Source organism: Pantoea sp. X-Soil-MYKO-1289 (genome assembly GCF_059730625.1).
Map to the genome: position 1 here is coordinate 534,469 of NZ_AP036005.1, position 11,840 is coordinate 546,308.

Below are 11,840 nucleotides of genomic sequence, written 5' to 3' on the forward strand. Positions count from 1 at the left end.
ATGGATCGCCTTAAATACCAGATAAGGGTTGTACGCTTTTTATGTCTGTACGCCCTGTTTCGATTGAGATTATTCAAATTCAGCGACCTCGCCTATTCTGACAGCCATGAAAATGAGGCATTAGATGTTCTCACCAGACATGACAGCGAAAAAAGCGCTATCCCAAAAGTGATCTGGATGTACTGGGACAGTCCCAACCCGCCTGACCATATCATGGCCTTCCATAAAAAAATGAAGACGATTAATCAGGCGCATGAAATTATTCTGCTCGACCGCAACAGCCTGAGAAAATATCTGCCAGCGCTGCATTTCGATTTTCAGGGGATTGGACTGGCGCATAAAAGCGACGTCATCCGTCTCGCCCTGCTCAAGCGCTACGGCGGCATCTGGGTCGACTGCTCGACGCTGGTTTATCAGGATTTCAGCTGGGTGCATGAACGCTGCGGCTATGACATGGTGGGCTACTACAGCGACGCCAACACCCAGGACGCGCGTTTTCCGGTGATCGAAACCTGGTTTATGTGCGCGCCGCCTGAAAATCCGTTCGTCAGCCGCTGGCTGGAGCTGATCATGCCGCTGACCAAGATCAGCGTTGATGACTACTACCATCGCATCAAGGATCGTCCCGATTTTGAACGCATTAAACAGGGTATCCCGCGCGGCAGCTATTTAACCACGAACTACCTCTGCCAGATCGCCATGCGCGAAGCGGATAGCGTTAACCTTTATCTGAAAAAATGCGAAACCTCGGCCTTTTATTATCAGAACGTCTTTAAGTGGAATTGTCTGAAGATGTCGCTGTTTTTACTCTGTACCCGCCAGCCGACCACCCATCCGAAATTGATTAAGCTGACCAACAGCGACCGCCAGTTTTTACCCCTGGCCCGTAAGCTGCGGATTCTCGACGCAGAAAGTATTCTCGGGAAATTAATGCTGGAACAACAGCATCCTTAATCAACAGGCGGATAAACAAATGGAACAGCTGAAACGACATCTCAGAACGGCAAAATTTCTCCTGCTTTATGTTTTATATAAGCTGCGCCTTTTTCGCTTTCCCGATCTGGCCTATTCAGAGGCGCACGAAAACGACGTAAAAGATATCGGTCGGCGATCCTCTGCGGCGGCGCCCGCCATTCCAAAAGTGATCTGGATGTACTGGGACGACCTGACGCCGCCCGACTTTATTCAGGCGTTTTACGCCAAAATGAGGCAGATGAACCCGGACCATCAGATTCATCTGCTCAATCGCGAGTCGGTCAGGGAGTTTCTGCCGTGGCTGCGCTTTGACTACGCGCAGATCGGCATGTCCCATAAGGGCGACGTGATCCGCCTCGCTCTGCTGAAAAGCTACGGCGGCATCTGGGTCGACAGCTCAACGCTGGTCTATCAGGACTTCTCCTGGGTGCACCAGCGCAGCGGCTACGATATCGTCGGCTACTACAGCGACGGCACCACGGTGGACAAAGCCTTTCCGGTGGTGGAAGCCTGGTTCCTCGCCTCGCCGCCGGGCAACGCGTTTATCGCCCGCTGGCTGGAGCTGATTATGCCGCTGACCCAGATCGGCATCGACGACTACTACGCGCAAATTACCCGACGCAGCGATTTTGCCGAGATCCGTCAGGGCATCAACCGCGGCAGCTATATCATTATCAATTTTCTCTGCCAGATCGTGATGCGGGAGCAGCCCGGCTTTAGCTGCTATCTGAAGAAGTGCGAAAGCTCCGCCTTCTTCTATCAGGACGTATTCCAGTGGGACAGCCTGAAGATGTCGCTGTTTTTGCTCTGCGCGCGCGAGCCGGCGACGCATCCCAAACTGATTAAACTCACCAACGACGATCGCCGCTTTCTGCCGCTTGCGCGCAGGCTGAATATCCTTGAGCGCGACAGCGTAATGGGCAAGCTGCTGACGCCGCAGCGCGCGCCATAACGCCGCGCGTTAATCAGAGAGGAAAACCGGCTATGCTGGTGAGCGGATGGCCGCCGGTCATCGCCGCCACAGGGATCTGAACATGCAGTTGATTTCCGAACGTTTAGTGATGCGCCCCGTCGTCGCGCAGGACAGAGAAATGCTGATGCGTATTTATGGCGATCCCGCCACTAATACCTTCAACCCCGCCGGGCCGCTGGAGAATCTGGACGAGGCGCAGCAGCTGCTGGATCGCTGGATTGCGCACTGGCAGCGGCACGGCTTTGGCAATATGGCGCTGATCCAGCGCGAGGCCCCCGGTGAAATCCTGGGCTTCGGCGGTTACAGCCTGCGCGAATTTGGCGGCAGGCCGGTCAATAATCTGGGTTATCGTCTGGCGACCCACGCCTGGGGCCAGGGCCTGGCGACCGAATTTACGCGCACCATGGTACGCTATGGCTTTGAGGAGTGCGGGCTAGAGGTTATCGACGCGGCGGTGCGGGCAAACCATCTCGCCTCCCAGCGCGTGCTGGAGAAGGCGGGCTTTACGGTGAACGGGCACGTTTACGATGTGCCCGACGCGCCAGCCAGCCTCACTTTTGAGATAACGCGTGCGCAGTGGCGCGCCGCTCAGGGCACGCCGCAGTAGCGCAGCGCGGCCGTCATCACGGCGGCGCCGATGATCACGGCGATCAGCGGCGCCTTGCGCCAGGCGAGAAAGATGGCGAAGGCCACGCCCAGCACCCGCGCCATACCGGCAAAATGCAGGCCTTCGAACAGCGTGCTGGTAGAGGCGACCGCCAGCAGCAATATTGTCGCCGCGTCCGACAGCATGGTTTGGGTTCGTTCCGCGATCGGCAGCCGGTTGCCGAGCTTCACGCCCGCCAGCCGCATCAGATATGTCCCGGACGCCAGCAGCGCGATACCCGCGATAATCAGGGCCTGATGGCTCATTTACGCATCCTCCACGACAGTAATCCCAGCAGTGAAAACAGCACCGGCATGCCCGCCGGAACGAAAGGCGTCGCCAGAATCGACAACAGCGCGCCGCCGGACGCCGGGATCAGCGTGCGGCGCTGACGCAGCGCCGGGAATATCAGCGCGATAAGGATCGCTGGAAACACGGCGTCCAGGCCGATGGCGGAAACGTCGGGAATAAACTGGCCGATAGCGGCGCCGGTAATGACCGTCACCGGCCAGATCAGACCGATGCCGAGGCCGCACAGCCAGAACGCGGCCCGCCGCTGCGCCAGCGTCGACTGGGAAATGCCGAACACCACGCTTTCATCGTTCATGATGTGGCAGCCGAACAGGCCGCGCGCGCCGCTCCCTACCAGATCTTTCACTGCGATGCCGAACGGCAGGTGACGCGCATTGACCAGCAGACCGGCCAGCGCCGCGGTGAGCGGACTGCCGCCGCCCGCCACGATGCCGATAAACAGAAATTCCGAGGCGCCAGCCAGCACCAGCGTCGACAGCGCCACCGGCACCCAGAGCGGGAAGCCGTCAGCGATGGCCAGCGAGCCGTAGGATAAGCCGACGATGCCGTCGGCCAGACAGACCAGAATAATGGCTTTGACCACTTCCCGACTGATAGGGATGCGATGCCTCTGCATAACAAATCCTTCTTATAACGAACGAACTTTCCATTATAATGAACGCAGCAGAATCGTTTTACAATACGAACGATTCGTTCGTTTTAGAAAACAGGAGTGAACGTGACCCCGATCACAATTATTGCCAATGGCCTGGTGCGCGAGCGTCAGCGCGCCGGCCTTTCGCTGGCTGAAGTCGCGCGCCGCGCGGGTATCGCCAAGTCTACGCTGTCGCAGCTGGAAGCTGGCAACGGCAATCCCGGTATTGAAACGCTGTGGGCGCTGTGCGTCGCGCTGAATATTCCCTTTGCGCGCCTGATGGAGCCGGAAGAAAAACGGATGCAGATAATCCGGCGCGGCGAAGGCCCGACGGTCACCGCCGAACTGGCAGACTATCAGGCGGTGCTGCTGGCCACCTGTCCGCCCGGCGCGCGGCGCGACATCTATCTGCTGAATACGCAGCCCGGCAGCGAACGCGGCTCGCTGCCCCACTCGCCCGGTACTATCGAGCATATTATTGTCACCCAGGGCCGCGCGCTGGTCGGCCCGAAGGCATCGCCCGTTGAACTGCATCCGGGCGACTACATCTGCTACGCAGGCGATGAGGAGCACGTTTTTCGCGCGCTGGAGCCGGATACGCTGGCGGTGCTGGTGATGGAGCATAGTTGAGCCATCACTTTTTCCTATGACTCGCTCTGCTGCCGACAGGTTATCGCAGGTGTAGTATGACGCTACCAGTGTCGCTTACGAGGACGTTATGCGCATTCTTCCCGCTACAGCCCATCATATACCTGCGATTCAACATATCTACGCCTGGCATGTGCTGCACGGCAGCGCCACCTTTGAAACCGAGCCGCCTGGCGTCGAGGAGATGCAGAACCGGCTTAACGCGCTGCTGGAGAAAGGCGGGATCTGGCTGGTAGCCATGGAGGAGGATACCCTGATCGGCTACTGCTACCTTGCGCCCTATCGTCCCCGTTACGCCTATCGCTTCACGCTGGAAGATTCGATCTATCTCGATCCTGAGCATACCGGCCGCGGCGCAGGCCGCGCGCTGCTGACGGAGGCGATTCGTCTCGCCGAAGCGCGCGGTTTCCGGCAGATCGTCGCCGTGATCGCAGGCAACAGCAACCAGGCGTCGATTGGGTTGCACCGCGCGCTCGGCTTTCGCGCAACCGGCGTGCTGAAAGCGGTAGGATTTAAGCATGGCTGCTGGCTGGATACGCACCTTATGCAGCGCGAGCTTGGCGAAGGCGACGCCACTTCGCCGGAATAAAGCGGGTTTTCGCGTTTTGTATTTTATATATTCGCTCATCCTTTCAGCTTCTCTTTTTCAGCGGTGGGTTTGGGGTGAATGCAGATACAGGTTTACCGTTGTCTCTCCACGGCAATTTTTTGCGCCTGACTGCATAAAGAGAGTATTAACGCCGCACACTGCTTGCTCCCTTAAAATATCGCGCTTTTTATAAACCGCGTCCTCTTTATGAACCAGCTGGTCCGTTCTTATTGCTCTCGATTCATTATCAAATTAATCATTGGTTTAACTAAATAACACGTTAGTCAGCGCGTATTTAATTAAGGAGTAAGCCGGCAAGGCCGATATACCGGCTAACCTTAGTAAACTGGAAATTTGTTATGTCGCTGAAAAAATCTTCGCTGCTCGTGTTTTCATTGATGATAATCCTCTTCCTGACCAGCGTTGCGGTTAGCATCTGGTTGCTGGTCCGCAGCAATGAATCGCTTAATGCGGTAAATAAAGAGATTCGCGTCGTGCTCTCCGTTATCGATCCCATCAACCACAGCCGCACCCTGCGCGTCCGGTTAATGGAATATATGAAAGAGATTGAGGTTAATGACGGCCAGTCGGCCGCGTCGCTGGAGGGAGTGAAGGCGGCCGCAGAGAAAGCGGACGCGGCGTTTAACGCCTATCTCAACAGCCCTCGACTACAGGGCGAAGAAGCGGAGGCTGAGGCCTACCGGCAGGCTTATCTGGCATACAGAAATCAGGGGATTCAGCCGCTGATAGAGGCTGCTGAAGCCCGCGATCAGGCGCGCTTCAGGGACCGCCTGCCGGATGTTATTCGTCTGGATCGCGCCTACGAAATCATTCTGGATAAAGTGCTGGCGCAGCATGAAGCCTACGCGAAAAAACTGAATGAAGATGCCCAAAGCCATTTCAGCTCAGGCGTTATGTTACTGCTGTTAACCGGGAGTTTATTTGGCCTGGTGGTGATCGCTATATCGATACTGATGCATCGCTTTGTGCTTACGCCTTTAATCAACGCCGGAAAACACTGCAATTTAATTGCTGAAGGCCATCTTGATACACCCGTTCCGGTTAAGTCGGCTTCGCGCAGCGAAATTCAGAGCCTGATGCGTTCTCTCGAGGCGATGCGGTTGTCGCTGACGACGATAATTATGCAGGTGCGCGATTCCGCCCATTCCGTTTCTTCCGCCTCCAGCGAAATAGCGGCCGGTAACGTCGATCTGGCTTCCCGTACCGAGCAGCAGGCGGCGGCCTTAACGCAAACGGCCGCCAGCATGGAAGAGCTTGGCGCGACGGTAAAACAGAATACAGATAATGTGTATGAAGCCTGTCGTCTTACCGGTGAAGCGGTTGAAAATGCGCATAAAGGGGAAAATGTTTCGCGCGAGGTGATTATTTCAATGGACCTGATTAATTCAAGCTCAAAGAAAATTGAAGATATTATCAGCGTGATTAACGGCATTGCCTTTCAGACCAATATTCTGGCGCTGAACGCAGCGGTAGAAGCCGCCCGCGCCGGCGAGCAGGGACGAGGATTCGCCGTTGTCGCCGGTGAGGTGCGCAACCTCGCGCAGCGCAGCGCCGTCGCGGCGAAGGAAATCGAAAGCCTGATTGCCGAGTCGGTAAATATCATCGGCAAAGGCTCTGAGCAAGTGAGTCGGACAGGCGAAGCGATGAATGCCATCATCTCCTCTGTCAGTCGCGTAAACGTTCTGATGGAGCATATTTCAACCGCATCAGACGAGCAGAGTCGCGGTATCGCGCAAATTGAAAAAGCGGTCACTGAAATGGATTCCGTTACCCAGCAAAACGCGGCGCTTGTACAGGAGTCGGCTGCGGCTGCGGCATCGCTTGAAGATCAGGTGCAACATCTGACCCACTCGGTTTCAACCTTCCGGCTTTCAACGGGCTAAGGTCGGCCAGACCGCCCCCCTCGCCTGCGCCAGGTCTGGCTGACTACAGCCAGACTTTTCAAGCCGTCGCCTGGCAAACGCCTCCCTGTCAGCTACCAGCCCACGGATATCATCAATACTTAAAGCGCTGCTGATACGCGGCGGCGGCTTGCTGTCGATCGCAGCCATCAGCCGGGATGATTAAAGATTGTGGGCCCGTTAGCCGATAATCACAGACTCATACTTCTGATCCTGCATCACGTCACCGAGAGATTGCCGCGCATCTGTACGCGCAAAAGGGCGCGACAGGAAAGCGCTCTGACAAGCCGCAGTACAGCACGCCTTTAACGCATGGCCTGGTTTGCGATCGCTGTAAACAGGGCGATTGAGAGGTTTGTCACGACGGGTATTGAGGTTATCCAGTATTGTCAGCCAACAATGGAGCCGACCGCTATGAATCCTGTGATCCGACCTACCTTTTCCGCTGTCTGGACCACAGACGCCCGAGGCATTTGCATCCTCAGTCAGGAATGCCCTGCAGGCCTGATTCCCGCGCTGAAAGGCGTCACTTTGAGCGAATGGCTGAGATTCGCCCAGGCTGATGATGATGCACAAATCGCGCTGCAGCTTACTGCGGCGCTGGAGTGCGTGACCCCTTTTCATATCGAACTGCCGATTCAGTGCCTTGACGGCACGACGCGGCGCGTGCTGGTGTCAGGCTTGCCGGATGGCCAGCCTGCGGCTTCCCGCCTGCAGTACAACGGGTTCATTCTTGATATCACCGGGCAGCGCAAAGCGCTGGAAGATGCGCTGCGCACGGCGGCGGAGTACCGTCTGCTGATCGAAAACAGCACTGACCTTATCGCCCATTGCGACGCAGAGGGCAGATACGTTTCGATCTCCCCTTCCTACAGTGAAATGATCGGCTGGTCTGCCGAAGAGGTGATTGGCCAACGGGTGGTGGATTTCCTGCATCCCGATGACCGCGCGCCTGCCGTCGAGGCGCTGGCAAGCCTGTTTAAAGGCGGCGTGCTGCCGGACGTGGTCGAAGTGCGCAAGCTTCATCGCGACGGCCACTATATAACGCTTGGCACCAAAGCCTGCGGCGTCAGCGATCCCTCTACGGGCAACAATATCGGCGCGGTGCTGGTTTCGCGCGACATCACGCGTGACAAGGAAAAAATACGTCTGCTTGAGACGCTGGCGACCCGCGATGCCTTGACCGGTTTGCCTAATCGCGCCTGGATCAACGATCAGATTCGCTGCATGCTCGCGCAGAGCGACGATCCGGCCTACACCGCCGTGCTGTTTATCGATCTTAACGGATTTAAGGCGGTGAATGATTCGATGGGGCACGCCACAGGGGATGCCCTGCTGCAGCAGGTAGGCGAACGGCTTCAACGCTGCATGCGTCCGGGCGACGCGGTGGCGCGGCTGGGCGGAGACGAATTTGTGGTTGCCGCGAAGTGCGGCCATCGCGAGGCTGCGTCCGCTATCGCTCAGCGCATCATAGACAGCCTGAAAGAGCCGTTCGTTATCAACAGCATGGATGTATGGATCGGCGCAGCTATCGGCATCAGTCTCGCACGATTTGGTTCAGCATCGGCTGAAACGCTATTTGAAAACGCCGATATCGCGATGTACCAGGCGAAAGCGCGACGTGATGGTTCATACCAGTTTTTCTAGCGCTTTCGTCCTCGCCGACAGGAAAGCAGAAGAGCGTATGACGCGCTCTTCTGCTGACATTTAGTTTTTCAGGTTGTCCGGAAAATTGTCGGGCAGTTCGCTGGCCGGGCAATCAATCACGCTGTCGTTGTTTTCTCCTGCGTCGCGCACAAAGGTCAGCGTCGCGAACTCATCAATCACTTCGGTGGGATAGGCCGGGCCCGCTTCGCGATAGCTGGCCATCTCTTCCAGGTGATCGTTCTGGAAACAGACGGTTTTTTCCGGATTGTTCATCACCCAGCGTGGGAAGAAAATGGTGCCGTGGAACACCTTATCGGCCATATTAACGGCCAGGCTGACGTCGGTGCCGGTAGGCTCGGTCCAGGAGACTTTATAGACATCTTCTGCCAGGCGGACGATAAAAGCGCGCTGATTTTTGACCCAGCGGTTGCCCACCATACCGCTGTGAATGCGGTAATCGACAGTGTTGGCATTTTTGATATACAGCTCGTAATTCCAGCCGTTGTCATAGGTGTAGACCAGGTGTTTGCCGACCAGACCAGACAGATTGTGTTTATCGAAAGTGCTCATTGTGGCCTCCTCATTTATTTGCCTTGAGAAGATTATTACTCGTTGCAAAAACGATTAATAACGCTATTTTTAGCGCTTAATCATCCAATTTTTAGATGAATGGTCATGCACAAGACAACGCTCGAACAGTGGTATTTGCTGGATGCCGTCGTAAAAGAAGGCAGCTTCGCGCTGGCGGCGGAAAAGAACAATCGCAGCCAGTCTTCATTAAGCTATCAGCTTGGTCTGCTGCAGCAGCGTCTGGGCATGACGTTGCTGAAGCAGGAAGGACGTCGCGCCGTTCTCAGTGCGGAGGGGCACCAGCTTCTCGCGCAGGCGCGTCCGCTGCTGGAGGGGTTCAGCGCGCTTGAAGCCCGGGCGAATGCGCTGCAGCGGGGCGAACGCTCGCGCATTGATCTGATGGTTGATGCCATTATGCCGAAACCGCTGCTTTTCGATGTGCTGCATGCGTTTCAGCAGCACTATCCCCATGTGCGTATCTGGCTTAGCGAAATCGTCCGTAGCGAGACGGCTGACAGGCTGGCCGAACAGCAGGCCGATCTCTGGCTGGTGGCGCAGTATGGCGATGAGCAAATAGCGGGAGAAAGTCTTCTGAGCGTCGATTTCATCGCCGTCGCTCATCGCGATCATCCACTGCACAGCGAGCCGGCGCCGCTAAGCGCTGCCACACTCGCGCGCTGGCCCTGCATAACGATCCTGGATCGTCAGCAGCAGCAACAGTCGGAATTGAACGGCGAGCAGGCTGAAAGCTGGTCCTTCACCACGCTTTCGGCCGCCATTGAGGCGGTTCAGCATCAGTTAGGCTATGGCTGGCTGCCGGAGCTGAATATTGATCCCTTACTAAAGAGCGGCGAACTTCGTCCCCTGCCGTTGCTGCAGGGCAGACGACGCTCAACCTCGCTTATGTTACGCATTAACGAGCAGAGGCTGCCGGGCAACAGGGCGATTTCTGCGCTGGCTGACATGTTTATCGAGCGAGTCGGGCTGGGCAAATAAGCCTGTTTTGTCGTGCGGCGGCGAAACAGAGGCTTACACTCTCCTTCAAACCGGAAATCTACTCAGCGAAGCGCGAATTAAGCGCCTCAGCGCAGCATGGCGCCTTTAAACGACAAAAGCGAGGGACCATGCCCTCGCTTCTCTTGTCGTTGTGTAGCAGGCCTTAGCGGCGGTTTTTCCAGACGGTCTGAATGTTGCAGAACTCATGCACGCCGAAATGGGAGAGTTCACGTCCATAGCCGCTCTTTTTAACGCCGCCGATGGTGACGCGCGGATCCGACGCGCCGTTGCCGTTAATAAACACGGCACCGGTTTCGATCCGATCCGCCAGACGATCCGCCGTCGCGCTGTCGCCGCTCCAGACCGTGGCGCTCAAACCGAATTCGCTGTCGTTGGCGATCGCCAGCGCATGATCGGCGTCGCGAGCGATAGCGATCGCCGCTACCGGGCCAAACAGCTCTTCACGAAACGCCGTCATCTCGCTAGTGACGTCTGACAGGATCGTCGGCGCATAGTAGTTGCCCTCGCCTGCGATCTTTTCGCCGCCCAGCACCAGACGCGCGCCTTCGCGCAGCGACTGTTGAACCTGATTATGCAGCTCATCGCGCAGATCGAAGCGCGCCATAGGGCCGAGATAATTTTTTTCATCCAGCGGATCGCCCATGGTTAACGCCTGGACCGCAGCACTGAAGCGCGCCTCAAATTCCTCTGCAATGGACGCCTCGACGATAAAGCGTTTAGCGGCCATGCAGACCTGCCCGGTATTTTGATAGCGGCCAGCCACGGCTGATTTTACCGCTTCGTCCAGATCGGCGTCGGCCAGCACGATAAAAGGATCCGATCCGCCCAGTTCAAGAACGGTTTTTTTCAGCGCCGCGCCCGCCTGGGCAGCGATAGCGGAGCCGGCGCGCACGCTGCCGGTTACGGCGACGGCGGCGATGCGCGGATCCTTAATGGCGGCGGAGACGCCGTCATTATCGACATTCACGGAAGCGAAGGCCCCTTTAGGCAGATCGGTCGCGTCAAACAGCTCTGCCATCAGCGTGGCGCAGCCCATTACGTTCGGCGCGTGCTTAAGCACGTAGGTATTTCCAGCGAGCAGCATGCCAACAGCGCCGCGCAGCACCTGCCAGAACGGGAAGTTCCACGGCATCACCGCCAGAATGGTGCCGACAGGTTTAAAACGCTGCCAGGCGTCCGGTACCTGTGTAGGTTGATCTTCCAGCATCGCCGGGCCGTGCTCGGCGTACCAGTCGCTGAGAGTGGCGCATTTAAGGATCTCGGCGCGCGCCTGCGCCAGAGGTTTGCCCATTTCCAGCGTGACTGAACGCGACAGCTCCGGTTCGCGCTGACGCAGTTGTTCAGCCAGCTGACGCAGCACCTTCACGCGCGACGCCATATCGGTTTCGCGCCATTGCTTAAAAGCCGCAGCGCTGGCGGCAAGGGTGTTTTCCAGCTCACTCAGCGACTGCATAGGGTAGCGAGCCAGAATGTCGCCGTTGGCGGGATTTTTTGAAACAGCGTAATCGGTCATGGTGCCTCTCAGAATGTCTGTGGACGATGGGCTTACCCTACGCTTCTGCATTAGTGATGAAAAATGAATAATAGTGAGTAAGTTGTTTTCATATTATGAAGAGAGCATCTGTTCAGCGCGCAGGGTATTCGCCTCTTCTGTTTCAGTCGGCATCGCTCAGGCATCATGGCGACGATCGGTTATCCACATATACAGAGAGAAGATCCTAATAAACGATCATAAAGAGATCTAAAAGAGATCCTAAGAGATCCCCGATCGTCGCAGGCCGCACGCCACAAGGGCTCAGAAGGTGATCGTGTTCACTATAATCAGTAAAGAATTCACTGTAATCAGTACTTTATTCACTACACACTGTAGAATGTTCACTGTAAACAGTGATAGTGTTCACTGTAGT

Annotated in this window: 12 protein-coding genes; 8 read left to right on the forward strand and 4 right to left on the reverse strand. The window is 56.6% G+C overall.

Annotation, left to right across the window (positions count from 1 at the left end; all coding sequences use genetic code 11):
- From AC6I7Z_RS21880 to AC6I7Z_RS21890, 3 genes are all read left to right on the forward strand, one after another.
- A complete protein-coding gene (locus AC6I7Z_RS21880) occupies positions 1–954 on the forward strand; it encodes a glycosyltransferase family 32 protein (protein ID WP_497815888.1) in 954 nt (317 codons plus the stop codon).
- A 19-nt stretch (positions 955–973) separates the two neighbouring features.
- Complete coding sequence (locus AC6I7Z_RS21885; RefSeq protein ID WP_497815889.1) at positions 974–1,927, forward strand: glycosyltransferase family 32 protein; 954 nt, start codon at positions 974–976, stop codon at positions 1,925–1,927.
- An 82-nt stretch (positions 1,928–2,009) separates the two neighbouring features.
- The gene (locus AC6I7Z_RS21890) at positions 2,010–2,555 is read left to right on the forward strand and encodes a GNAT family N-acetyltransferase (RefSeq protein WP_497815890.1); all 546 of its coding nucleotides are present in this window, start codon (positions 2,010–2,012) and stop codon (positions 2,553–2,555) included.
- Here the strand turns inward: AC6I7Z_RS21890 and AC6I7Z_RS21895 are convergent.
- Entirely contained in the window at positions 2,537–2,860 is a 324-nt protein-coding gene (locus AC6I7Z_RS21895; RefSeq protein ID WP_497815891.1) for an AzlD domain-containing protein, read from the reverse strand. The genes AC6I7Z_RS21890 and AC6I7Z_RS21895 overlap by 19 nt on opposite strands.
- The gene (locus AC6I7Z_RS21900; protein ID WP_497815892.1) at positions 2,857–3,522 is read right to left on the reverse strand and encodes an AzlC family ABC transporter permease; all 666 of its coding nucleotides are present in this window, start codon (positions 3,520–3,522) and stop codon (positions 2,857–2,859) included. Before AC6I7Z_RS21900 ends, AC6I7Z_RS21895 begins: the two co-directional genes overlap by 4 nt.
- 102 nt (positions 3,523–3,624) lie before the next feature.
- Between AC6I7Z_RS21900 and AC6I7Z_RS21905 the strand changes: the two genes are divergently transcribed.
- From AC6I7Z_RS21905 to AC6I7Z_RS21920, 4 genes are all read left to right on the forward strand, one after another.
- Positions 3,625–4,170: a helix-turn-helix domain-containing protein gene (locus AC6I7Z_RS21905; RefSeq protein ID WP_286868226.1), complete on the forward strand. Its 546-nt coding sequence runs from the start codon at positions 3,625–3,627 to the stop codon at positions 4,168–4,170.
- A gap of 88 nt (positions 4,171–4,258) precedes the next feature.
- Complete coding sequence (locus AC6I7Z_RS21910) at positions 4,259–4,777, forward strand: GNAT family N-acetyltransferase (protein WP_497815893.1); 519 nt, start codon at positions 4,259–4,261, stop codon at positions 4,775–4,777.
- Positions 4,778–5,136: 359 nt separating this feature from the next.
- Positions 5,137–6,681, forward strand: a complete 1,545-nt coding sequence (locus tag AC6I7Z_RS21915; protein ID WP_497815894.1) for a methyl-accepting chemotaxis protein — start codon at positions 5,137–5,139, stop codon at positions 6,679–6,681.
- A gap of 432 nt (positions 6,682–7,113) precedes the next feature.
- Positions 7,114–8,346 carry a diguanylate cyclase domain-containing protein gene (locus tag AC6I7Z_RS21920; protein WP_497815895.1) on the forward strand — a complete coding sequence of 411 codons (1,233 nt, stop codon included), beginning with the start codon at positions 7,114–7,116 and terminating at the stop codon, positions 8,344–8,346.
- 60 nt (positions 8,347–8,406) lie between these two features.
- On the opposite strand, the gene AC6I7Z_RS21925 is transcribed toward AC6I7Z_RS21920, so the two are convergent.
- Positions 8,407–8,916 carry a phenolic acid decarboxylase gene (locus AC6I7Z_RS21925; protein ID WP_497815896.1) on the reverse strand — a complete coding sequence of 170 codons (510 nt, stop codon included), beginning with the start codon at positions 8,914–8,916 and terminating at the stop codon, positions 8,407–8,409.
- Between the two features lie 105 nt (positions 8,917–9,021).
- Between AC6I7Z_RS21925 and AC6I7Z_RS21930 the strand changes: the two genes are divergently transcribed.
- Entirely contained in the window at positions 9,022–9,912 is an 891-nt protein-coding gene (locus AC6I7Z_RS21930; RefSeq protein WP_497815897.1) for a LysR family transcriptional regulator, read from the forward strand.
- A 163-nt stretch (positions 9,913–10,075) separates the two neighbouring features.
- On the opposite strand, the gene AC6I7Z_RS21935 is transcribed toward AC6I7Z_RS21930, so the two are convergent.
- Complete coding sequence (locus AC6I7Z_RS21935; protein WP_497815898.1) at positions 10,076–11,446, reverse strand: aldehyde dehydrogenase family protein; 1,371 nt, start codon at positions 11,444–11,446, stop codon at positions 10,076–10,078.
- Between the last annotated feature and the right edge of the window lie 394 nt (positions 11,447–11,840).